This is a genomic window from Gordonia paraffinivorans NBRC 108238, assembly GCF_000344155.1.
Taxonomy (GTDB): Bacteria; Actinomycetota; Actinomycetes; order Mycobacteriales; family Mycobacteriaceae; genus Gordonia; species Gordonia paraffinivorans.
This window is the reverse complement of record NZ_BAOQ01000047.1, coordinates 1-22205: the sequence shown is the minus strand read 5'-3', so window position 1 is coordinate 22205 and position 22205 is coordinate 1. Positions and strand designations below refer to the sequence as shown.

General features: G+C 70.3%; 22 protein-coding genes. 1 reads left to right on the top strand and 21 read right to left on the bottom strand.

Features of this window, described 5'->3' with window-relative positions; genetic code table 11:
• Window positions 1–37: 37 nt before the first annotated feature.
• The 15 genes from metK to GP2_RS19030 form a co-directional block, all read right to left on the bottom strand.
• Window positions 38–1246, bottom strand: coding sequence for a methionine adenosyltransferase (gene metK / locus GP2_RS19100; protein ID WP_006902236.1), 1209 nt, complete (start codon window positions 1244–1246; stop codon window positions 38–40).
• 120 nt (window positions 1247–1366) lie between these two features.
• Window positions 1367–2626 (bottom strand): bifunctional phosphopantothenoylcysteine decarboxylase/phosphopantothenate--cysteine ligase CoaBC, encoded by a 1260-nt coding sequence (gene coaBC / locus GP2_RS19095; protein WP_006902235.1) that lies wholly within the window; start codon window positions 2624–2626, stop codon window positions 1367–1369.
• A gap of 10 nt (window positions 2627–2636) precedes the next feature.
• Window positions 2637–2936: a DNA-directed RNA polymerase subunit omega gene (gene rpoZ, locus GP2_RS19090; RefSeq protein WP_006902234.1), complete on the bottom strand. Its 300-nt coding sequence runs from the start codon at window positions 2934–2936 to the stop codon at window positions 2637–2639.
• Window positions 2937–3000: 64 nt separating this feature from the next.
• Window positions 3001–3597 (bottom strand): guanylate kinase, encoded by a 597-nt coding sequence (gene gmk / locus GP2_RS19085; protein WP_083900286.1) that lies wholly within the window; start codon window positions 3595–3597, stop codon window positions 3001–3003.
• A gap of 2 nt (window positions 3598–3599) precedes the next feature.
• The gene (gene mihF, locus GP2_RS19080; protein WP_006902231.1) at window positions 3600–3914 is read right to left on the bottom strand and encodes an integration host factor, actinobacterial type; all 315 of its coding nucleotides are present in this window, start codon (window positions 3912–3914) and stop codon (window positions 3600–3602) included.
• 807 nt (window positions 3915–4721) lie between these two features.
• Window positions 4722–5564 (bottom strand): orotidine-5'-phosphate decarboxylase, encoded by an 843-nt coding sequence (gene pyrF, locus GP2_RS19075; protein WP_006902230.1) that lies wholly within the window; start codon window positions 5562–5564, stop codon window positions 4722–4724.
• A complete protein-coding gene (carB, locus tag GP2_RS19070) occupies window positions 5561–8896 on the bottom strand; it encodes a carbamoyl-phosphate synthase large subunit (protein WP_006902229.1) in 3336 nt (1111 codons plus the stop codon). Before carB ends, pyrF begins: the two co-directional genes overlap by 4 nt.
• Window positions 8896–10065 (bottom strand): glutamine-hydrolyzing carbamoyl-phosphate synthase small subunit, encoded by a 1170-nt coding sequence (carA, locus tag GP2_RS19065; protein WP_006902228.1) that lies wholly within the window; start codon window positions 10063–10065, stop codon window positions 8896–8898. The genes carB and carA overlap by 1 nt, the downstream gene beginning before the upstream one ends.
• Window positions 10062–10682: a PH-like domain-containing protein gene (locus tag GP2_RS19060; RefSeq protein ID WP_040527493.1), complete on the bottom strand. Its 621-nt coding sequence runs from the start codon at window positions 10680–10682 to the stop codon at window positions 10062–10064. Before GP2_RS19060 ends, carA begins: the two co-directional genes overlap by 4 nt.
• A complete protein-coding gene (locus GP2_RS19055) occupies window positions 10679–11989 on the bottom strand; it encodes a dihydroorotase (protein ID WP_006902226.1) in 1311 nt (436 codons plus the stop codon). The genes GP2_RS19060 and GP2_RS19055 overlap by 4 nt, the downstream gene beginning before the upstream one ends.
• Window positions 11990–12017: 28 nt before the next feature.
• Window positions 12018–12968 (bottom strand): aspartate carbamoyltransferase catalytic subunit, encoded by a 951-nt coding sequence (locus GP2_RS19050; protein WP_006902225.1) that lies wholly within the window; start codon window positions 12966–12968, stop codon window positions 12018–12020.
• Window positions 12968–13552, bottom strand: coding sequence for a bifunctional pyr operon transcriptional regulator/uracil phosphoribosyltransferase PyrR (gene pyrR, locus GP2_RS19045; RefSeq protein WP_006902224.1), 585 nt, complete (start codon window positions 13550–13552; stop codon window positions 12968–12970). The genes GP2_RS19050 and pyrR overlap by 1 nt, the downstream gene beginning before the upstream one ends.
• A 205-nt stretch (window positions 13553–13757) precedes the next feature.
• Complete coding sequence (nusB, locus tag GP2_RS19040) at window positions 13758–14231, bottom strand: transcription antitermination factor NusB (protein ID WP_006902223.1); 474 nt, start codon at window positions 14229–14231, stop codon at window positions 13758–13760.
• 3 nt (window positions 14232–14234) lie between these two features.
• Complete coding sequence (gene efp / locus GP2_RS19035; RefSeq protein WP_006902222.1) at window positions 14235–14798, bottom strand: elongation factor P; 564 nt, start codon at window positions 14796–14798, stop codon at window positions 14235–14237.
• Window positions 14799–14820: 22 nt separating this feature from the next.
• Window positions 14821–15939 carry a M24 family metallopeptidase gene (locus GP2_RS19030; protein ID WP_006902221.1) on the bottom strand — a complete coding sequence of 373 codons (1119 nt, stop codon included), beginning with the start codon at window positions 15937–15939 and terminating at the stop codon, window positions 14821–14823.
• An 85-nt stretch (window positions 15940–16024) separates the two neighbouring features.
• On the opposite strand from GP2_RS19030, the gene GP2_RS19025 reads away from it, so the two are divergent.
• Window positions 16025–16513 carry a B-4DMT family transporter gene (locus GP2_RS19025; protein ID WP_040527495.1) on the top strand — a complete coding sequence of 163 codons (489 nt, stop codon included), beginning with the start codon at window positions 16025–16027 and terminating at the stop codon, window positions 16511–16513.
• Window positions 16514–16591: 78 nt separating this feature from the next.
• On the opposite strand, the gene aroB is transcribed toward GP2_RS19025, so the two are convergent.
• From aroB to mltG, 6 genes are all read right to left on the bottom strand, one after another.
• Window positions 16592–17704 carry a 3-dehydroquinate synthase gene (aroB, locus tag GP2_RS19020; protein ID WP_006902218.1) on the bottom strand — a complete coding sequence of 371 codons (1113 nt, stop codon included), beginning with the start codon at window positions 17702–17704 and terminating at the stop codon, window positions 16592–16594.
• A gap of 30 nt (window positions 17705–17734) precedes the next feature.
• Window positions 17735–18301 carry a shikimate kinase gene (locus tag GP2_RS19015; RefSeq protein WP_006902217.1) on the bottom strand — a complete coding sequence of 189 codons (567 nt, stop codon included), beginning with the start codon at window positions 18299–18301 and terminating at the stop codon, window positions 17735–17737.
• Window positions 18298–19506 (bottom strand): chorismate synthase, encoded by a 1209-nt coding sequence (aroC, locus tag GP2_RS19010; RefSeq protein WP_040527491.1) that lies wholly within the window; start codon window positions 19504–19506, stop codon window positions 18298–18300. The genes GP2_RS19015 and aroC overlap by 4 nt, the downstream gene beginning before the upstream one ends.
• A 38-nt stretch (window positions 19507–19544) precedes the next feature.
• Window positions 19545–19934 (bottom strand): prepilin peptidase, encoded by a 390-nt coding sequence (locus GP2_RS19005; protein WP_006902215.1) that lies wholly within the window; start codon window positions 19932–19934, stop codon window positions 19545–19547.
• A gap of 63 nt (window positions 19935–19997) precedes the next feature.
• Window positions 19998–20852 carry a shikimate dehydrogenase gene (locus GP2_RS19000; protein ID WP_006902214.1) on the bottom strand — a complete coding sequence of 285 codons (855 nt, stop codon included), beginning with the start codon at window positions 20850–20852 and terminating at the stop codon, window positions 19998–20000.
• Window positions 20849–22205 (bottom strand): endolytic transglycosylase MltG (gene mltG, locus GP2_RS18995; RefSeq protein WP_006902213.1); only part of this gene is annotated, 1357 nt, incomplete at its 5' end. The genes GP2_RS19000 and mltG, both read right to left, overlap by 4 nt.

Below are 22205 nucleotides of genomic sequence, written 5' to 3'. Positions count from 1 at the left end.
CGCCTTTCGGTGGCAGGGCCTACCGCCCTTCGGGGTCTCAGAGACCGGCGGCCGCGCGCAGCTTGTCCGCGCGGTCGGTCCGCTCCCACGGCAGGTCGACGTCGGTGCGGCCGAAGTGGCCGTACGCGGCGGTCGGGGCGTAGATCGGACGCAGCAGGTCCAGATCGCGGATGATCGCGAGCGGACGCAGGTCGAAGTGCTCGGTGATGACCCGCTCGATGACGGCGGTGTCGACCTTCTCGGTGCCGAACGTCTCGACGAACAGACCCACCGGGGCGGCCTTGCCGATCGCGTAGGCCACCTGGACCTCGATGCGGTCGGCGAGGCCTGCGGCGACGGCGTTCTTGGCGACCCAGCGCATCGCATAGGCGGCGCTGCGGTCGACCTTCGACGGGTCCTTGCCCGAGAAGGCACCGCCACCGTGGCGGGCCATGCCGCCGTAGGTGTCGACGATGATCTTGCGGCCGGTCAGGCCGGCGTCGCCCATCGGACCGCCGAGGACGAACTTGCCGGTCGGGTTGACCAGCAGGCGGTAGTCGGAGGTGTCGAGCCCGGGCAGGTCGATCTCGGCGAGCACCGCGTCGACGACGTACTTCTTGATGTCGGGCGCGAGCAGGTTCTCGAGGTCGACGTCGGCGGCGTGCTGGGTGGACAGCACGACGGTGTCGAGGCGGACGGGCTTGTCGCCGTCGTACTCGATGGTGACCTGGGTCTTGCCGTCGGGACGCAGGTACGGCAGCGTGGCGTTCTTGCGGACCTCGGTCAGCTTGCGCGACAGGCGGTGCGCGATCGCGATCGGCACCGGCATGAGCTCGGGGGTCTCGTTGGTGGCGTAGCCGAACATCAGGCCCTGGTCGCCGGCGCCCTGCTGGTCGATCTCGTCCTCGGAGATGCCGCTGCGGCTCTCGTGGGAGTTGAACACGCCGCCGGCGATGTCCGGCGACTGCGCGCCGATGGCCACGTTGACGCCGCACGACGCGCCGTCGAAGCCCTTGGTGGACGAGTCGTAGCCGATCTCGAGGATCTTCGACCGCACGATGCCGGGGATGTCGGCGTAGGCCGAGGTGGTGACCTCGCCGGCGACATGGACCTGACCCGTGGTCACCAGGGTCTCCACCGCCACGCGCGCCTTCGGGTCTTCGGTGAGGATGGCATCGAGGATCGAGTCGCTGATCGCGTCACAGATCTTGTCGGGATGTCCCTCGGTGACGGATTCGCTCGTGAACAGGCGTGACGAGGTGGTCATCAGATCCTCTCGAGATCTCGCGCGCGGAAGGTGTCCGGCGCCGTTTTGCAGGTAAGCAGGCCGTCGATGGCCGTTGGAGTTCACACCAAACTACACGCGTGGTCGGTCACGGCGTGCTGCTCAGGCTCCCCGACTATCAGGCACCAGTCGGCGCACTTCGTCAAGTATTCGGCTCGACATGAGTGTTTTCGATCCGTAGGGCAGCGCGGTCTCGGCACCCTCGGCCGACAGCAGCCATCCGGTGTTGTCCTCGGTTCCGAAGGCCTTGCCCTCGCCGACGGCGTTGACGACCAGCAGGTCGCAACCCTTGCGCTTGAGCTTCGCCCGCCCGTGGTCGAGAACCCCGCCGGTCTCGTCGCCGGTCTCGGCGGCGAACCCGACGATGACGGTCTCCCCGGGGATCCGGCCCTCGTCGCGGGCCTCGACGAGCCCGCGCAGGATGTCGGGGTTGGTGGTCAGTTCGATCGGGGCCGGTCCGGCGTCGCCCTTCTTGATCTTGGCGTCGGCGACGCTCACCGGCCGGAAGTCGGCGACCGCGGCGGCCATGATCACCACGTCGGCGTGGGCGGCGCGCGTCGTCATCTCCTCGGCGAGCTCGCGCGCGGTGGCGATGCGGACGATCTCCACCCCCGCCGGATCACCCGGGCCAGCGGTCGAGCCGGCGACGACGGTGACGCTCGCACCCCGCTGCGCGGCGGCCCGGGCGAGGGCGAAGCCCTGCTTGCCCGACGAGTGATTGCCCAGGTAACGGACCGGATCGAGGGGTTCGCGCGTGCCGCCGGCGCTGATCAGCACGCGGACGCCGGCCAGGTCGTACGGCAGCGAGTCGGGGCGGTCGAGGAGCAGTTCGCCGATGAGGGCGATCTCCTGCGGGTCGGGCAGTCGGCCACGGCCGGAGTCGGTGCCGGTGAGGCGCCCCGACGCCGGGGTCATCACGGTTGCACCGTGCGAGCGGAGGGTCGCGACGTTGGCCTGCGTGGCCGGGTGCTCCCACATCTCGGTGTGCATGGCGGGCACGAACAGCACCGGACATCGCACCGTGAGCAGCGATGCGGTCAGCAGGTCGTCGGCGCGCCCCTGAGCAGCACGCGCCATCAGGTCCGCGGTGGCCGGTGCGATGACGACGAGGTCGGCACCCTGGCCCAGGCGGACATGGGCGACCTCGTCGACGTCGTCGAAGACGGAGGTGGTCACCGGATGACCGCTGAGCGCCTCGAAGGTCGCCTTGCCGACGAACTCGAGCGCGGCCGGCGTGGGGACGACGCGGACCTCGTGCCCGGCCTCGGTGAAGTGGCGGATCACCGAGCACACCTTGTATGCCGCGATGCCTCCGCCGACGCCGATGAGAATCCGGCGCCGTGTCTTGGTCGGCTTGGTCATCCCGCCGTGACTACTCGCCCTCGGTGTGCTCGAGCAGGTCGGCGTGGATCTCGCGCAGTGCGATCGACAGCGGCTTCTCGTGCAGGCCCGGCTCGACCAGCGGACCGACGTACTCGAGGATGCCGTCGCCGAGCTGGTTGTAGTAGTCGTTGATCTGCCGTGCGCGCTTGGCGGCGAAGATGACCAGCGCGTACTTCGACGACGCGCGCTCGAGCAGCTCGTCGATCGGCGGGTTGGTGATGCCCAGCGGCGTGTCATAGGCCGGCGCGTCGGCGATCTCGGTGTAGTCGAAGTTGGTCGGTGCGGTCACACGAACTCCTGCGTAGAGGTCTGGATGTCGAAGGCATCGATCATCTGATGCCGTGAGGGGCCGGTCAGGTCGCGGGCGCGGTGGGCTGCTCAGGTCCGACCAGCAAGGATACCAACTCCGAGACCGCTCGGTCGACTTCGCTGTTCACGATGACGTGGTCGAACTCGTCACGCGCGGCCATCTCGACCTCGGCGGTGGCCAGGCGGCGCTCGATCGCCTCCGGCGTCTCGGTGCCCCGGCCGCGCAAGCGCGCGACCAGTTCGCCCCAGCTGGGCGGGGCGAGGAAGACGGTGGTGGCCTCGGGCAGGCGTTTCACGACGTTGCGCGCGCCGACCAGATCGACCTCCACGAGGACCGGCCTGCCGGCGTCCAGCGCGTCGAGGACCGGCTTCAGCGGGGTCCCGGACCGTTGCAGGCCGCCGTGGATGTCGGCCCATTCGAGCAGCTCGTCGCCGGCGATCATCTTGTCGAAGTCCTCGCGGCTGACGAAGTGGTAATCGCGGCCGTCGACCTCACCGGGACGCGGGTCGCGGGTGGTCGCCGAGACGCTGAAGAACAGGTCCGGGATCGCATCGCGCACCTTCGCGACGACGGTGGACTTGCCGACGGCCGAGGGGCCGACCAAAACGAGCAGTCGGCCCCTCGTACGTGCAGTGCTCACGTTCAGTTGCTGAACTTCTCGAGCAGGGCCTTGCGCTGACGGTCGCCGAGACCGCGCAGGCGGCGGGTCGGGGCGATCTCCAGCTCGGTCATGATCTCCTGAGCCTTGACCTTGCCGACCTTGGGCAGGGCCTCGAGCAGGGCCGAGACCTTCATCTTGCCCAGGATCTCGTCGTTCTCGGCATCCTTGAGCACCTGCTGGAGATCGGTGCCACCGCGCTTGAGGCGCTCCTTGAGCTCCGCGCGGACGCGACGAGCGGCAGCTGCCTTCTCCAACGCAGCGGCGCGCTGCTCGTCAGTCAACTGGGGAAGGGCCACGGGTTCCTCCGTCTTTCGTTCTTGATTGGGACTCTCATCGTCCGCGGTGAGGCGGCCGACGTCTTGTGCCACGCTGGCGATGCTGCGTCGTCTTCGCAACGATGCGGCCGGGTGGGGCACCCGTCCGGCACCGCCGATTGTTGGCGGCGAATGCGACCGTACCCACGTGATCAGGCATTTGCGAGCGCGACCCCCCGTTTTCGCGGTGTTTCGTCGTGTTGTAGTGGGGTTCGGCCCACCTCTGCGCCGGAATCCGACGACGCGCTCGCTTACACCGCCCTGACTACCTGTTTTTCCGAGAATCCGCAGGTCAGGACCGCGCCACGACGGCGAGTGGTCGGTAGCGAGGCGAACGATCGAATCGCGAGTGGTTTCACACCCTGAGACGGGTGTGACTCGAGTGATGTGCGCAGATTTGTTGGGATTCTCATGCGGCGTTCCGCGTGTCGCGGTCCGGAAAGTCCCTGCGGACACCGCAGACGGCCCGGCCGTGGTCCCCGGCTCCCCTTACGGGGCTTCGGACCACGAGCACTGTTGGGGGCGGATGGAGGTCGATCCGGTGCGGGTGAGCCGATGGAGTGGCCGGCGGAGCGTCTGGATGAGCACGGCGAGATCGCGGCGCGCGAGAAGGTCGGGATTGCCTGGCGGCCGGTCCTCCGACGCGTACACGTCGGCCCCTGAGAATCGGTCACTCGCCGGGACCCCTCGCGTCTGCGTCGATCGTCGACGGTGACACTTTCATGCAGCGGGTCTTCCGTATGACGTTGTGCCCGGGTTCCGGGCACAACGTCATACCGATCAGACCGATCAGACGTCCGAGCGCCCCAGCGCGGCCTCGACCTCGTCGCGGGTACGCGCGAACGCCTCGCGCAGCGCGGCGACGTCGGGCCCGGCGCGCAGCACTCCGCGTGAGCTCGCGGGCAGCACCCATGCCGGGTCGGCGCCGGCGAACACCGTGCGGAGGTCGTCGGCGGTCGCGCCCTGGGCGCCCAGCCCGGGCGCCAGGATCGGTCCGTTCAGGGCGGCCAGATCCAGCCCGTGTTCTCGCGTCGCGCCCACCACGAGCCCGACGGTCGCGGTGCCGTCGGCATTCTCCGCGGCCGCGGCGTCGACGATGGACTGGGCCACCGACCGCTCCCCCGCTCGCGCCTGCTGGACGTCGCCGCCCTCCGGGTTGGACGTCCGGGCGAGCACGAACACGCCCCGCCCGCCCTCACGGGCGAGGTCGAGGGCCGGACGCAGCGACTCGTACCCGAGGTAGGGCGAGGCGGTCACCGAGTCGGCGCACAGCGGCGACGTGTCGGACAGCCACGCCTGCGCGTAGGCGGCCATCGTCGAACCGATGTCGCCGCGCTTGGCGTCGGCGATGACCACCGCACCGGCCTCGCGGCACCCGGCGATGACGCGCTCGAGCACCGCGAAGCCCGCGGCGCCGTACGGCTCGAAGAACGCCACCTGCGGCTTGATCACCGCGGCGACCGGGGCCAGCGCCTCCACGCAGATGTCGGCGAAACGCGACAGGCCCTCCACCGTGGCGGGCAGCCCCCAGTCGGCCAGGAGGCTCGCATGCGGGTCGATGCCGGCGCACAGGCGCCCGCGTTCGGCGGTCACCCGCCGGTAGCGGGCGCCGAACGACCCGGACCCGCTCACGACAGGCCGGCCAGGTCCGCGTGGCGTCCCTGGATCGACCGCACCCGGATGTCGCCGCTGATGGCGGCCTCGATGCCCTGCACCGCGGCGCTCGCGCCCTGCACGGTGGTGATGCACGGGATGTTGACCGACACCGCGGCCGACCGGATCTCGTAGCCGTCCACGCGCGGGCCGGAGTTGCCGTACGGGGTGTTGATCACCATCGCGACCTCGCCGGCGCGGATGATGTCGACGATGGTGCGCTCCCCCTCGGCGGCCTCGAAGTGCTTGAGCACCGTCTCACACCGGATGCCGTTGCGGCGCAGCACGTCCGCGGTGCCCTCGGTGGCCAGGATGGTGAAACCGAGGTCGGCGAGGTGCTTGACCGGGAAGATCAGCGCGCGCTTGTCCTTGTTGGCCACCGACACGAAGATCGAACCGCTCGTCGGCAGCGACCCGTAGGCCGCGGTCTGCGACTTGGCGAAGGCACGACCGAAATCGGAGTCGATGCCCATGACCTCGCCGGTCGACTTCATCTCCGGGCTCAGCAGGTTGTCGACGCCGCTGCCGTCGTGGCGGCGGAACCGGTTGAACGGCAGCACCGCCTCCTTGACCGAGATCGGCGCGGTCGACGGCGCCTCGCCGCCGTCGCCGGTCTTCGGCAGGATGCCCTGCGCGCGCAGGTCGGCGATCGACGAGCCGAGCATCACCCGGGCACACGCCTTGGCCAGCGGCACCGCGGTGGACTTGGACACGAACGGCACGGTCCGGCTCGCACGCGGGTTGGCCTCGAGGACGTAGAGGATGTCGTCCTTGAGCGCGTACTGGACGTTGAGCAGGCCCTTCACCCCGATGCCCTTGGCGAGCGCCTCGGTGGAACGGCGCACCATCTCCAGGTCGGCACGGCCGAGGGTGACCGGCGGCAGCGCACAGGCGGAGTCGCCGGAGTGGATGCCGGCCTCCTCGATGTGCTCCATGACGCCGCCGATGAAGACCTCGTCGCCGTCGCACAGGGCGTCGACGTCGATCTCCACCGCATCCTCCAGGAATCGGTCGACCAGCACCGGGTGGTCGGGGGTCAGCTCGGTCGCGCGGGAGATGTAGTCCTCGAGGGACTTCTCGTCGTAGACGATCTCCATGCCGCGGCCGCCGAGCACGTACGACGGGCGCACCAGCACCGGGTAACCGATGCGGGCCGCGGTGTCGCGGGCCTCCTCGAAGCTGGTGGCGGTGCCGAACGCCGGCGCGGGCAGGCCCGCCGCGTTGAGCACCTTGCCGAACTCGCCGCGGTCCTCGGCCAGGTCGATCGCCGCCGGGCTGGTGCCGACGATCGGGACGCCGGCCTCTTCCAGGCGATGGGCCAGGCCGAGCGGGGTCTGACCGCCGAGCTGCACGATGACGCCGGCGACGGTGCCCGACTGCGATTCGGCGTGATAGACCTCGAGGACGTCCTCGAAGGTCAGCGGCTCGAAGTACAGGCGATCGGCGGTGTCGTAGTCGGTGGAGACCGTCTCCGGGTTGCAGTTGACCATCACGGTCTCGTAGCCGGCCTCGCTCAACGTGAGCGCGGCGTGGACGCACGAGTAGTCGAACTCGATACCCTGACCGATGCGGTTGGGGCCCGAACCCAGGATCAGCACCTTCGGACGGTCGGGCTGCGGGGCGATCTCGCTGGTCGCTGCCGGATCGATCTCGTAGGTCGAGTAGTGGTACGGCGTCTTCGCCTCGAACTCGGCCGCACAGGTGTCGACGGTCTTGTACACCGGGCGCACGCCCAGCGACAGCCGATGGGCGCGCACCGCCGCCTCGTCGGCGAAGTCCGAACGCAGCGCGGCGATCTGGCGGTCGGAGAAACCGGTGGACTTCGCCTCGCGCAGCAGCGCCTCGTCGAGGACCTCGGCGTCGCGGATCTTCGCGCCCAGCTCACCGATGCCGGCGATCTCGGCGAGGAACCACGGGTCGATCGCGGTGGCCTCGTAGACCTGCTCGATCGTCGCGCCCGCCTCGAAGGCCAGCATCAGCTTGTACAGGCGCCCGTCCTTGGGCGTCTTGATCTCCTCGAGGAGCGCGGGCAGGTCGAGGGTCTTCGGGTCGGGCCGGTTGGGCTCGGTCCAGAAGCCGGCGGCCTTGGTCTCCAGCGAGCGCATGACCTTGCCGAGGGCCTCGGCGAAGCTGCGGCCCAGGCTCATCGCCTCGCCGACCGACTTCATCGTGGTGGTAAGGGTGTCGTCGGCGCCGGGGAACTTCTCGAACGCGAACCGCGGGGCCTTGACCACGACGTAGTCCAGCGTCGGCTCGAAACAGGCCGGGGTCTCCTTGGTGATGTCGTTGACGATCTCGTCGAGGCTGTATCCGATGGCCAGCTTCGCGGCGATCTTCGCGATCGGGAAGCCGGTGGCCTTCGACGCCAGCGCCGAGGAGCGCGACACACGCGGGTTCATCTCGATGACGACGAGGCGGCCGTCCCTCGGGTCCTGCGCGAACTGGATGTTGCAGCCGCCGGTGTCGACGCCGACCTCGCGCAGGATGGCGATCGACAGGTCGCGCATGCGCTGGTACTCGCGGTCGGTGAGGGTCATCGCCGGGGCGACGGTCACCGAGTCGCCGGTGTGGACGCCGACCGGGTCGACGTTCTCGATCGAGCAGACCACCACGACGTTGTCGCGGTTGTCGCGCATGAGCTCGAGCTCGTATTCCTTCCAACCGAGGATCGACTCCTCGATGAGGACGTTGGCGGTCGGCGACGCGGCCAGGCCGCCGCCGGCGATCCGCTCGAGGTCGGCGTCGTCGTAGGCCATGCCCGAGCCGAGGCCGCCCATGGTGAACGACGGGCGCACGACCACCGGGAAGCCGAGCTCGGCGACGGTCTCGCGGACCTCGTCCATGGTGTGGCAGACGCGGGAGCGGGCGCTCTCGCCGCCGACCTTCTCGACGATGTCCTTGAACATCTGGCGGTCCTCGCCGCGCTGGATGGCGTCGAAGTCGGCGCCGATCAGCTCGATGCCGTACTTCTCCAGCGAGCCGCGGTCGTGCAGCGCGACCGCGGCGTTGAGCGCGGTCTGGCCGCCGAGGGTCGCGAGCACCGCGTCGATCGGATGGCCGGCGTCACGCTCGGTCTCGATGACCTTCTCGATGAACTCCGGGGTGATCGGCTCGATGTAGGTGGCGTCGGCGAACTCCGGGTCGGTCATGATCGTGGCCGGGTTGGAGTTCACCAGCGACACGCGCAGGCCCTCGGACTTGAGGACCCGGCAGGCCTGGGTGCCGGAGTAGTCGAACTCGCAGGCCTGGCCGATGACGATCGGTCCGGAACCGATGACCAGTACGTGATTGATGTCTTGGCGGCGCGGCATCAGGCCTTGGCTCCTTGCGCACGGTCACCCTCGAGCAGGGTGACGAATTTGTCGAACAGGTACGCGGCGTCGTGGGGTCCGGCCGCCGCCTCCGGGTGGTACTGGACGGAGAACGCGCGCCCGGAGAGCAGCTCGACGCCCTCCACGGTGCCGTCGTTGGCGCAGATGTGGCTGACCCGTGCGCGGCCGAAGTCGGAGTCGAACTCCTCCCCCGCCTCGCCCTCGAGCGCGAAGCCGTGGTTCTGCGCGGTGATCGAGACCTTGCCGGTGGCATGGTCGACGACCGGGATGTTGATGCCCCGGTGCCCGAACTTCATCTTGTAGGTGCCGCGGCCGAGGGCCCGGCCCAGGATCTGGTTGCCGAAGCAGATGCCGAACAGCGGCAGGTTCTCGCCGAGCACCGCCCGGGTGAGCTCCACGACGTCGTCGGCGGTGGCCGGGTCGCCCGGGCCGTTGGACAGGAACACCCCGTCGGGCCTGAGGTCGGTGATGGCGTCGAGTGCGACCGTCGCCGGCAGCACGTGGGTGCGCACGCCGCGCTCGGCGAACATGCGCGGGGTGTTCGTCTTGATGCCCAGGTCGATGGCCGCGACGGTGAACCGGTGATCGCCGATCGGGTCGACGACGTAACCGGTGTCGGTGGTGACCTCGGTGGCCAGGCGCGCCCCCTTCATGTCCGGCTGGTTACGCACCCGCGACAGCAGCTCGTCGGTGTCGGCGAGCGCGTCGCCGGAGAAGATGCCGGCCTTCATCGAACCGTGGTCGCGCAGGATGCGGACGACGGTTCGGGTGTCGATCCCGGCGATGCCGACGATGCCCTGGCGGACGAGCTCGTCCTCCAGCGACGTCGTCGCACGCCAGTTGGAGACGCGTCGGGTGGGGTTGCGCACCGCGTAACCCGCCACCCAGATCTTCCCGGAGTCGCCGTCGACCCCGGTGCTGCCCGCGCTTCCGGTGCTCTCGCCGTCCTCGGTGTTCCAGCCGGTGTTGCCGATCTGCGGCGCGGTGGCCACGACGATCTGCCGGTGGTAACTCGGGTCGGTCAGGGTCTCCTGGTAGCCGGTCATCGCGGTGCAGAACACCGCTTCGCCGAGGGTCTCGCCTGTCGCGCCGAAGCTCCGGCCGGTGAACACCTGGCCGTTCTCCAGCACCAAGACCGCTGTGTTCATTCCTGTGTCCCCTGTCCACTGTCATGCTGCCCGGCAAAGGCGTCCACCCAGCCGGGATAGATCGTTTTGTCATCGGCGCGCAGCCCGCTGTCGATCGCGGTGCCGGTCGGCAGGACCCACCGGATTACCAGCAGTCCGTCGGCGCTCATGACCTTGCCTGCGAGTCCGCGTGCGGTGCGCACCTCGGTGATCGACTCGCGCGGAATCCAGATGTCGCTCGCACCCTGGCGGGCGATCAGGACACCGCTCGCGAACTCGGTGATGGTCGCGTTCGCGCGGTCGGAGATGTCGCCGACCACGACGCGGTCCTGCCAGCTCGGCGCGACCGTGCTGCCCACGTAGAGACCCGTGTCCGGTCCGCGCAGCTCCTCGCCCGGGTCGGCCGGGACCGCCGGCAGCTCGCCGATGAGCTCGGCCTGCGCCGCCGCCTTGGTCTTCGGGCCCCGGATGAGCAGGTAGAACATCGCGAGCAGTCCGAAGAGGATGAGCAGGCAGACGCCGATGAACCAGGCGTTGAAGACGACCTTGCCGTAACCGAGCACGGTGGTGATCACCGAGGCGACCACGAGTACGACGAGGACGCCCGGGACCACCCCGCGCCGGGGCGCGCTGCTCATCTGGTCACCTGGCCCTCGCGTGTCGTGACGACGCCGCGCAGCACGGTCGCGGTGACCGCGGCCGGCATCGTCATGTCCTCGTAGGGGGTGTTCCGCGAGAGGCTGGCCAGCTCGTCGCCGTGCACCACCCAGGAGGCGTCCGGGTCGACGACGGCGAGGTTGCCCGGTTCGCCGACCGCGATCGGACGGCCCTGATCGGTCAGCTCGACGATCTGCGCGGGCCGTTCGCTCATCACCCGCGCCACCCCGCGCCAGTCGAGCAGACCCGGCTTGACCAGCGTCTCGACGACGATGGGCAGGGCAGTCTGCAGCCCGAGCATGCCCGGCTTGGCCTGGGCGAACTCGCAGCACTTCTCCTGGGAGGCGTGCGGTGCGTGGTCGGTGGCGACGCAGTCGACGACGCCCTCGGCGAGCGCCCGGCGCAGGGCCTGGGTGTCGCGGACCTCGCGCAGGGGCGGGTTCACCTTGTTGACCGGGTCGTAGGTCTCGAGACGCGAGTCGTCGAGGAGCAGGTGGTGCGGGGTCACCTCGGCGGTGATCGAGATCCCCTGTTCCTTGGCCCAGCGCAGCAGCTCGACGGTGCCCTCGGTCGAGGCGTGGCAGATGTGGACGCGCGCACCGGCGTCGCGGGCGAGCAGGGCGTCGCGGATGACGATCGACTCCTCGGCGGCGCGCGGCCAGCCGGGCAGGCCGAGCCGGGACGCGGTGGGGCCCTCGTTGGCGACGGCGCCCACGGTCAGCCGGGGCTCCTCGGCGTGCTGCGCGATGAGCACCCCGAGTCCCTTCGCGTACTCGAGCGCGCGGCGCATCAGCAGCGGATCGTGGACGCATTTGCCGTCGTCGCTGAACATGCGCACCCCGGCCGCGCCGGCGTTCATCATGCCCATCTCGGCTAGCTGCTTGCCCTCGAGCCCCACGGTGACCGCCCCCACCGGGTGGACGTCGACGATGCCGATCTCGCGGCCGGTGCGCCACACGTTGTCGGTGACGGTCGAGTTGTCGGCGACCGGGTTGGTGTTGGCCATCGCGAACACCGCGGTGTAGCCGCCGAGCGCGGCCGCCTCCGAGCCGGTGCGGATGGTCTCGGTGTCCTCGCGGCCGGGTTCGCGCAGGTGGGTGTGCAGGTCGACGAAGCCCGGCAGGAGCACCCCGCCCTTGCCGTCGATGCGCTCGGCCCCGTCGGGGGCGGTGAGTCCGGCGCCGATCTCGGTGATGGTCCCGTCGACGACGAGCACGTCGACCGGGTCGCCCTGGCCGTAGGGGCGGACATCGCTGATCAGGACGGAGCCGGTTGCCGCGGCGGTCACTGGAATACTCCTGACGTGCTGGTGGTGATCACAGGTGGCCTCCCGCCGAGTCGGACCCGACGAGCAGGCGGAAGAGGACGGCCATGCGGATGTGCACGCCGTTGCGGACCTGTTCGAGGACGGTCGCCTTCGGCGAGTCGGCGACGGAGTAGCCGATCTCCATGCCGCGCAGCATCGGACCCGGGTGCAGGACGACGGCGTGATCGGCGAGCAGCGCGAGGCGGCGGTCGTTGAGCCCGAACCGGACCGAGTACTCGCGGGCGCTCGGGAAGAACCCGCCGTTCATCCGCTCGGCCTGCACGCGCAGCATCATCACCGCGTCGACCGCGGCCAGTTCGGCGTCGAGGTCGCCGGAGACCGTGACCGGCCACTGCTCCACCCCGGCGGGCAGCAGGGTCGGCGGCGCGACGAGCACGACCTCGGCCCCGAGCGTCGAGAGCAGGTACGCGTTGGAGCGGGCGACGCGCGAGTGCACGACGTCGCCGACGATCGCGATGCGGCGCCCCTCGAGCGAGCCGAGCCGCTGACGCAGCGTCAGTGCGTCGAGCAGCGCCTGGGTCGGGTGCTCGTGGGTGCCGTCGCCGGCGTTGATCACCGCCGGGCCGTTGCCCTCGGCGTCGGTGGTCCAGTCGGCGATCTGCGCGGCCGCGCCCGACGCCGGGTGGCGGACGATCAGCGCGTCGGCGCCGGCCGCATGCAGCGTCTTGACGGTGTCGCGCAGCGACTCGCCCTTGTTCACCGAGGAACTCGAGGCGCTGACGTTGATGACGTCGGCGCTCATCCACTTGCCGGCGACCTCGAAGGACACGCGGGTGCGGGTGGAGTTCTCGTAGAACACCGTCATCACGGTGCGCCCGCGGAGCGTCGGCAGCTTGCGGACCTCACGGCCGGTGAGGGCCTGCTCGAACCGTTCCGCGTCATCGAGCAGGGCGGTCGCGTCGTCGAGGGAGAGATCCTGGGTCGAGAGGAGGTGCCGCATCACTGATCACCCTCGGCCGCAACAGCTTTGGGCGCGGAGTAGAGGACGACCTCGTCGACGCCGTCGTGCTCGGTGAGGTGGACCGAGACCTGCTCGTCGCGGGCGGTCGGGATGTTCTTGCCGACGTAGTCGGCGCGCAGCGGGAGCTCGCGGTGGCCGCGATCGACGAGGACCGCGAGCTGGACCGCGGCCGGGCGGCCCAGGTCGCGCAGGGCGTCGAGCGCCGCGCGCACGGTGCGTCCGGAGTAGAGGACGTCGTCGACGAGGATGACGATCGCGCCGTCGACTCCCCCGGCCGGGACCATGGTCCGTTCCAGGGGCCGGTGCGGCTTGGCGCGCAGGTCGTCGCGGTAGAGGGTGATGTCGAGGTACCCGACGGGGACGTCGACGCCGGAGAACTCGCTGATCTTGGAACCCAGCCGCTCGGCGAGAGACGTTCCGCGAGTGGGGATTCCGATGAGGACGACGCGTGGCGCGTCGGGTGAGTCCAAGGCTGTCTTCTCGATCACCTGGTGCGCGACACGTGCGATCGTGCGCGACACGTCGGCGGAATCGAGCAGCACCCTGGGGGCGGGGCTGGCCAAAGCCGACCTCCTTCTCCGCCTCACTGGACGGATCGTTAAAGGATGTCTGTCTCGCGTCACTCTACACCGCGCCGCGAGGCAGACGAATTATCGCGACCTGCGCCACAGTCTCGACGCGTCGCGTCGCCCCAGTGCGTTCCGGGGCAGAGAACGATCGGTCCCGGCCGTGAATCCGACCGGGACCGACGCATGGGTTGTTCTCCGACTACTCGGTGTCGTCCGAGGGCCGGGGCTCGGCCGATGCCGCGGCCCGGACCTGCGGGGCGAGCTCGGCGATCTTGGCCAGCACGCCGTTGACGAAGGCCGGCGAATCGTCGGTGGACAGCTCCTTGGCGAGCTCGACCGCCTCGTCGACGACGACGATCGGGTCGACGTCGAGCGAGTTGAACAGCTCCCACGTGGCCAGTCGCATGATGGCGCGGTCGACCGCGGGCAGACGTTCCAGGGTCCACTCCCGCAGGTGGGAGGAGATGACCGCATCGATCTGGGCCTGATCGCCGGCGAGACCCTCGATCACCGTGGCGGTGTAGTCGTGGATCGTGCCGACGCTCTCGTCGGTGCGGACGTACTCACGGCGCTCGGCGACCAGCTGCGCGGGGCTGACCTTCTTGGCCTCGGCCTCGAAGAGCAGGTCCACCGCGCGCCGCCGCGCCTTGTGTCGGGTGCCGGGTTGTTTCACAGGTCAGCTGTTGACGCGGCCGAGGTAGCTGCCGTCGCGCGAGTCGACCTTCAGCGTGTCGCCGGTGTTGATGAACAGCGGCACCTGGATCTCGGCACCGGTCTCGAGGGTGGCGGGCTTGGTGCCGCCGGTCGAACGGTCGCCCTGCAGGCCCGGGTCGGTGTGGGCGACGACCAGCTCGATGGTGACGGGCAGCTCGACGAACAGCGGGGTGCCGTCGTTCAGCGAGACCTGGACGGTCATGTTCTCGAGCAGGAAGCGCGCGCCGTCGCCGACGACCTCGGGCGGCAGCGAGAACTGCTCGTAGTCCTGGCTGTCCATGAACACGTAGTCGGTGCCGTCGTTGTACAGGTAGGTCATGTCGCGACGGTCGACGGTCGCGGTCTCGACCTTCACACCGGCGTTGAAGGTCTTGTCCACGATCTTGCCGCTCAGCACGTTCTTGATCTTGGTGCGGACGAACGCAGGACCCTTGCCGGGCTTGACGTGCTGAAATTCCTGGATCTGCCAGAGCTGGTCGTCCAGGCGCAGCACGAGGCCGTTCTTGAAATCGGCGGTGGTCGCCATGTGGTGTTTCTTCCCTTGCAGTTCAGAGGACGGTGAATGTCTTGTCGGTGGTGGTCAACAGTTCGGGTTCGCCATCGCTGACGACCAGGGTGTCCTCGATTCTGACCCCACCCCATCCGGGTAGGTAGACACCGGGCTCCACGGTGACCGCAGCACCGCAAGGCAGTGTACCCGCCGCGAGTTTGCCGATTCCGGGCGCTTCGTGGATCTGCAGCCCCACGCCGTGTCCGAGTCCGTGGACGTAGTGCTCGCCGTGCCCGGCCGCGTCGATCACGTCGCGGGCGGCGGCGTCGACCGCACGCAGGTCCGCGCCGGGCCGCAGCGCCGCCCGGCCGGCCGCCTGCGCGCGGGCCACGAGCTCGTAGATCTCGCGCTGCCAGTCCGCCGCGCGGCCCAGCACGAAGGTGCGCGTCATGTCGGAGTGGTATCCCCCGACCACCGCGCCGAAGTCGATCTTGACCAGGTCGCCGTCGGCCAGGACCGCTCCGGTGGGCCGGTGGTGCGGGATGGCCGAGTGCGCACCGGCGGCCACGATGGTCTCGAACGCGATGCCGTCGGCCCCGAGGCGGTACACGGCGAACTCGAGCGCGCGCGCCGCCTCCCGCTCGGTCGTGCCCGCGCGCAGCACGCCGTCGGCGATGATCTGGGCGAGGGCGGCGTCGCCGATCGCACAGGCCGCCCGGATGAGCGCGACCTCGCCGGCGTCCTTCACCTCGCGCAACCCCTGCACGACGCCGGTGAGCCCGAGGAGTTCGACCGGCGCGCCGTCGACCGACTTCTCCAGCGCCCGGAGCGAGGCGACGGTCACGGCGTCGGCCTCGAAGCCCACGCGGCCGGCACCGGCCGTGCGGGCCCGCTCCAGCAGCGCCGGGACGCAGGCGCGCTCGATGACCGCCTCGAGGTCGGGGACCTGGGCGGCGACCTGGGTGAGGTACCGCCCGTCGGTGGCGATCCGGTCGCCGGCGGGGTCCTCGGCGTCGATGAGGACCGCGGCGTTGGAGCCGGTGAAGCCCGTCAGGTATCGGACGTTGACCAGGTCGGAGACGATGAACGCCGAGACCGGGCCACCGGCGTCGGACCGCTCGCGCAGAAGGTTTCGCAGCCGGTCGCGTCGGCCGGCCGTGTCATGGATGATCGGCACGATGACAACGCTACGGCGCCGACTCGCCGGGCGCCGAATCGACGTTCCCTCCACCGATCTGTGACGCATCAGTAATATGGCGCGCATGTCTTCGTGGTTGGTGCGCGGTGTCACATTCACCGCTGTTCACGTCCTGGCCCGCATCCTGCTCGGTGTGGCGGTGGTCGAGGCCCCGCTCCACTCGACGGTGTGGCGCACCATCGCGATCGCGGTGGTCGTGCTGATCGCGCTGGTCTGGGGTGGTTATGACGGTATCCGGGATGCCCGGGCCAACCCCGATCCCGACGACTACGAGGACCTGACGGTCCGCTGGCTCAAGGCCGGCCTGCTCGCCGGTGTGGTCTCCGGGCTGATCTGCTGGATCCTCGGCTCCACGGTGCTCGCCGGGATCGGGCAGGCGAGCTTCTTCGTCGAGCTAATCGCGGGCGCGTCGTTCACCGCCCTGCTGGTGTTCGTGCCGGCGTTCGTCGGTGCCGCGATCGGTCGCTGGCTGATCCGCCGCGAGCAGAACAAGAACGCCCCCGAGGACGACTGGTCGGTCCACACCGATCATCACGCCGAGGCCGCCCAGTAGGACCCGCCCCCCACGACCGAGACGACAGAACCCCCACCGCCGCGAGGCCGTGGGGGTTCTGTCGTCTGCCGAGGTCTGCTACAGCAGGACCGAGCCGCTCTTCGGCGGCTCGCCCGCGACCGCGGAGTAGGCGGCGGCCATCAGGCCGGGGTCCGGGCCCTCGAGACGTCCCGGCTTGGCCAGGCCGTCGAGGACGACGAAGCGAAGCACGCCGGAGCGGTTCTTCTTGTCGCCGGCCATGCCCTCGAGGAGGTCGCCGAAGGCATCGGGGTCATATGTCGTGGGCAGGCCCACCAGTTCCAGGATCGACTTGTGCCGGTCGGCGGTGGCGTCGTCGAGACGACCCGCCAGCCGCGCGAGCTCCGCGGCGAACACCAGGCCCACCGACACCGCGGCGCCGTGACGCCACCGGTAGCGCTCACGGCGCTCGATGGCGTGGCCGAGGGTGTGGCCGTAGTTCAGGATCTCGCGCAGCGAGGACTCCTTCAGGTCGGCCGACACCACGTCGGCCTTGACCTGGACCGACCGTCGGATCAGGTCCGGCAGGACCGGGCTGGTCGGGTCGAGCGCCGCCTGCGGATCGGCCTCGATGATGTCGAGGATCGTCGGGTCGGCGATGAAACCGGTCTTGATGACCTCGGCGAGCCCGGCCACGATCTCGTTGCGCGGCACCGTCTCCAGCGTCCCGATGTCGATGAGCACCGCGTCGGGCTCGTGGAAGGAGCCGACGAGGTTCTTGCCCGCCTCGGTGTTGATGCCGGTCTTGCCGCCGACCGCGGCGTCGACCATCGCCAGCAGCGTGGTCGGGATGTGGATGACGCCGATGCCGCGCATCCAGGTCGCCGCCACGAAGCCGGCGAGGTCGGTGGCGGCACCGCCGCCGAGGCTGATCACCTTGTCGTTGCGCTTGAGGCCGATCCGGCCGAAGACCTCCCAGCAGAAGGCGGCGACCGACAGGTCCTTGCCCGCCTCGGCGTCGGGGATCTCGATGCGGTGGGCGTCGAATCCCTTGTCGGCGAGGAACTCCCGGATCTGCTCTGCGGTCTTGGCCAGCGGCGGCTGGTACAGGATCGCGATCCGGTCGGCGCCGGTCGCGGCCTCGGCGACCTCGCCGAGCAGCCCGCGTCCGATCGTCACGTCGTACGGCGCACCCGCGTTGACGCGGATCGCGACGGGTTCGGTGTCGGTCATGCTGTGGTCCTCACGTTGTTGTCGGGGTCCTCACGCCTCTGGGGTGGTCACGTCGAGTTCGCGCGCGAGTTCGGAGACGATCGCGGCGGCGACGGCCTCGGGCTCGGCGTCCGCGTCGACCTCCAGGGTGCACACCGACGAGTAGATGTCGGTGCGTTCGGCGAGCAGCTCGGCGTACCGGGCGGCCGGGTCGGCCGTGGCCAGCAGCGGCCGGTCGGTGCCCGAGACGCGTTCGAAGCCGCGGTCGGGGCTGACGCGCAGGTAGACCACGCGGTGGCCCGACAACGCGTCGCGCACGCCCGGGGTGGTCACCGCGCCGCCGCCGAGCGAGACGACTCCGCCGTGGTGTTCGAGGACGTCGGTCACGACGTTCTCCTCGATCGTCCGGAACCCGTCCACGCCGTCGGTTTCGAAGATCTCCGGGATCGACCGGCCGGTGCGCCGGACGAGTTCGACGTCGGTGTCCACGAAGTCGACGTCCAGGCGGTCGGCGAGCAGCCGCCCGACGGTCGACTTGCCGGCACCCATGAAGCCGATCAGGACGGCGGCCGGCCGCTTGCCGGCGGTCGGCCGGGTGGGGGTCGGCGAACCGGTCATGGGCGCGGCGGACGCGCGCTGATGGCCGTCCGGTAGGCGGCGACGTTCGCGGCGGTCTCGGCGACCGAGTCGCCGCCGAACTTCTCCAGCGCGGCCTGCGCGACGACGAGCGCGACCATCGCCTCGGCGACCACGCCGGCCGCGGGCACGGCGCACACGTCCGAACGCTGGTGGATGGCGCTGGCCGTCTCCCCTGTCGTCATGTCGACGGTCGACAGGGCGCGCGGCACCGTCGAGATCGGCTTCATCGCGATGCGGACGCGCAGGTCCTCGCCGTTGGTCATGCCGCCCTCGAGACCACCGGCGCGGTTGGTGGAGCGCAGGACGCCGTCGGGTCCGGGGACCATCTCGTCGTGGGCCTCACTGCCTCGGCGACGCGCGGTGGTGAAGCCGTCGCCGACCTCGACGCCCTTGATGGCCTGGATGCCCATGAGCGCACCGGCCAGACGCGCGTCGAGGCGGGTCTCGCCGCTGACGTGCGAACCGAGGCCGACGGGCACGCCGGTCGCGACGATCTCCACGACGCCGCCGAGGGTGTCGCCGTCCTTCTTGGCGGCCTCGATCTCAGCGATCATCGACTTCTCGGCGTCGGCGTCGAAGGCGCGGACCGGGCTGGCGTCGATGGCCTCGAGATCGGAATAGCGCGGGGCGGGGCCGACGTACGGGTCGCTGGCGCCGATGGAGATCACGTGCGAGAGCACCTCGATGCCGAGGACCTGGCGCAGGAAGTTTCGGGCGACGGTGCCGGCGGCGACGCGGGCCGCGGTCTCGCGCGCGCTGGCGCGTTCGAGGACCGGACGGGCGTCGTCGAAGCCGTACTTGAGCATGCCGGAGTAGTCGGCGTGTCCCGGGCGCGGTCGGGTCAGGGGCGCGTTGCGCGCGCTGCCCTCGAGTTCGGCGGGATCGACCGGGTCGGCCGCCATGACGGTCTCCCACTTGGGCCACTCGGTGTTGCCGATCTCGATCGCGACCGGGCCGCCCATGGTGCGACCGTGCCGGATGCCGCCGATCACGGTCACCTTGTCGGCCTCGAACTTCATGCGGGCGCCCCGGCCGTAGCCGAGGCGGCGGCGGGCGAGCTGTTCGCCGATGTCGGTCGAGGTCACCTCGACCCCGGCGATCATGCCCTCGACGATGGCGACCAGGGCGGGTCCGTGGGATTCTCCGGCAGTTATCCAGCGCAGCACGGTTCTCAATTGTTCCATGCGCCCCATCCCGGCCCGACAGTGCGTCTCGCCGGGCCTCACCCCAACGGATCGGACACCGCGATCAGCGCCAGCGCGAGTGCCGGGGCGTGCGGTTGGCCGCGTCGGGACCGACGCGCGGCCAGTGCCGCCACCAGCGCCAGCAGGGCCGCTGCGGCGACCATGACCAGTGCGGCGTCCCAGCGCGTCGCCAGTCCCCCGCACACGTACGCGAGTTTGACGTCGCCGCCGCCACACGTGCCCGCGCGGAAGGCGTGCAGGTAGGGCGCGGACGCGGCGCAGGCGGCGAGGAGCACCGGCGGTTCGGCCGCCCCCATCGCCGTGACCGCGACGATCGGCGGCCAGACGAGAGCGTTCGGTATCCGGCGCGTGCGCAGGTCTCCGACGGAGACGACGACCAGCCAGGAAAGGATCGCGAGCTCGGACATCCGCCGAGCATCACGCGCTCACCACCCGATCGCGGTGAGTGCGTCCACAGCCGGATCGCGACGTCAGCCGTTGGGGATGAGCACCTTGCGCATCGCCTCCCGCGGTGCCGGGAGCCCGGTGAACAGTTCGACCTGCCGGAAGGCCTGGTGCAGGAGCATGACCAGGCCGCCGATCACCGTCCCGCCGGCCGCGGTCACGACCTCGGCGAGCGGGGTGGGCCAGGGGTCGTAGATCACGTCGACGACCTTGCCCGCATGCGCCAGCGCAGGCGCCACGGCTGCGGCGGCGGGCGCGGGAACGGTCGACACCACGACCGCAGCCTCGCGTGCGCGCCGTTCGATGTCCGAACCGGCCTCGAAACCGACGAACTCGCGGGCGACGCCGAGGCGGTCGCAGAGGTCGAGCGTGTCGGCGGCGCGGCCCTCGTCGCGGGCGACGATCGCGATCTTCTCGATGCCCGCCCCGGCCAGCGCCATGATGGTCGGCCGCGCGGTCCCGCCGGCGCCGACGACGACCGCCTCGGGCGCCGCTCCCCCGGCGAGATCGGCGTCGACGCCGAGTTCGGCGAGGGCGCCGGTCATCCCGTCGATGTCGGTGCAGTCGGCGTGCCAGCCGTCATCGATCCGGACCAGGGTGTTGGCCGAGCCGACCAGCTCGGCCCGCTCGGTCCGATCCGTCGCGAACCGCAGGGCCGCCACCTTGTTCGGCATCGTCACCGAGAAGCCGATGAAGGCCGGATCGGCGTCGGACACGATCTGCGGCAACTGATCTGCCGTGCACTCGATCCGGTCGTAGGACCAGTCGTCGAGCCCGAGGGCGCGGTAGGCCGCCAGATGCACGGCCGGCGACTTCGAGTGGGCGATCGGGGAACCGAGGACCGCCGCGCGGCGTCCGCCGCCGTGGGGTGAGACGCTCACTGGCACCCCGTGGACACGAGCTTGTTGTCGCAGGCCTCTTCCCGGTTGCGCTTGTGCTCCTCGAAGGTGTCGGCGAACCGGGTGGTGCCCGCGGTGTCGACGGTCACGAAGTACAGCCAGCGTCCGGGTGCCGGGTCGAGCATGGCCTCGAGTGCCGGCATCCCCACCGACGCGATCGGCGTGGGCGGAAGTCCCTTGTACCGGTAGGTGTTCCACTCGGTGTCGGCCTTGTAGGCGTCGCCGTGCACATCGATGTTGGTCACGTCGGCGGTGTAGTTCTGCGTGGAGTCCATCTCCAGCTTCTGGTCGCGATCGAGGCGGTTGCGGATGACCCGTGCCACCTTCGGCGCGTCTTCCTCGTGGCGGACCTCGCGCTCGACGATCGACGCGGCGACGAGGGTCTCGTACGGCTGGAGTCCGGAGTTGTTCTTGTCGAGCAGTCCCCAGCTCTCGAACATCGTGGCGCTCTTGGCGATCATGTCGTGCAGGATCTGCACGGGCGAGTCCTGCGGCTCGACCCGCTCCCACGTGGCGGGGGCGATGAGGCCCTCGATGCGGCGGTGGTCGCCGGTCATCGACTCGACGGCCTCCTTCGCCCACGACGGCACCCCGAGCTCCTCGGGCGTCGAGTTCGCCGCGGCCTCCTCGAGCTGGGTGACGGTGACCCCCTCCGACCGCCCGTTGACGTCGACCGTGGTCGCGTCCTGGATGCGCTGGAAGATGCCCGGCGTCACCTTGCCGTCGATGCCGGTCTTGGAGTCGAGCTGCAGGCCCGGCGGCACCACCACCCGGCCGACGCGATGCGTCGCGCTCTCGTCGGTGAGCATCTCCACCGCGGTCGACGCCGGGATCTGGGTGCGCAGCTTGTAGATGCCGCCCGAGATCGGCCGGCCGTCGGCCGCATCCACGAACGCCCGGACACTGCCGACCACGTCGGCGTCGACGAGGATTCGACCGAAGTCGGCGAGGGTGGAGTTGTCCGGGATGTCGACGATCACATCGGAGGTCCCGGCGGCGTTGGTGTAGTCCTTGCGGGAGTCGAACACGCCCAGCGTCTTCAGGCCGAAGTAGCCGATGCCGCCGACGAGGGCGAGCATGAAGACGACCGCCACGGCGACCACGGCGCGCCGCTGCTTCTGCTTCTCGCGGCTGCGACGCCGCGGGCGACGCGGGGCGGCCGGCTCCTCGACGTCGTCGACGCCGGGCCACCAGCCGTCGTCCTCGCCGGGATCGTGGAGGGCCCGCACCTCGGTGTCCGTGCGGGCCGCGCGCAGGCGCCGGGGTTGCGCCGAACTCGGCTCGGGCACCTCGACGTCCCGGAAGTCGTCGGCGTCCCGGAAGTCGTCGGCGTCG

Bases quoted from the DNA above. Each gene is read 5' to 3' on its own strand.
- metK (WP_006902236.1), bottom strand. From the start codon at position 1,246: ATGACCACCTCGTCACGCCTGTTCACGAGCGAATCCGTCACCGAGGGA.
- coaBC (WP_006902235.1), bottom strand. From the start codon at position 2,626: ATGACCAAGCCGACCAAGACACGGCGCCGGATTCTCATCGGCGTCGGC.
- carB (WP_006902229.1), bottom strand. From the start codon at position 8,896: ATGCCGCGCCGCCAAGACATCAATCACGTACTGGTCATCGGTTCCGGA.
- carA (WP_006902228.1), bottom strand. From the start codon at position 10,065: ATGAACACAGCGGTCTTGGTGCTGGAGAACGGCCAGGTGTTCACCGGC.
- GP2_RS19060 (WP_040527493.1), bottom strand. From the start codon at position 10,682: ATGAGCAGCGCGCCCCGGCGCGGGGTGGTCCCGGGCGTCCTCGTCGTA.
- GP2_RS19050 (WP_006902225.1), bottom strand. From the start codon at position 12,968: ATGCGGCACCTCCTCTCGACCCAGGATCTCTCCCTCGACGACGCGACC.
- efp (WP_006902222.1), bottom strand. From the start codon at position 14,798: ATGGCGACCACCGCCGATTTCAAGAACGGCCTCGTGCTGCGCCTGGAC.
- GP2_RS19025 (WP_040527495.1), top strand. From the start codon at position 16,025: ATGTCTTCGTGGTTGGTGCGCGGTGTCACATTCACCGCTGTTCACGTC.
- aroB (WP_006902218.1), bottom strand. From the start codon at position 17,704: ATGACCGACACCGAACCCGTCGCGATCCGCGTCAACGCGGGTGCGCCG.
- GP2_RS19015 (WP_006902217.1), bottom strand. From the start codon at position 18,301: ATGACCGGTTCGCCGACCCCCACCCGGCCGACCGCCGGCAAGCGGCCG.
- aroC (WP_040527491.1), bottom strand. From the start codon at position 19,506: ATGGAACAATTGAGAACCGTGCTGCGCTGGATAACTGCCGGAGAATCC.
- GP2_RS19005 (WP_006902215.1), bottom strand. From the start codon at position 19,934: ATGTCCGAGCTCGCGATCCTTTCCTGGCTGGTCGTCGTCTCCGTCGGA.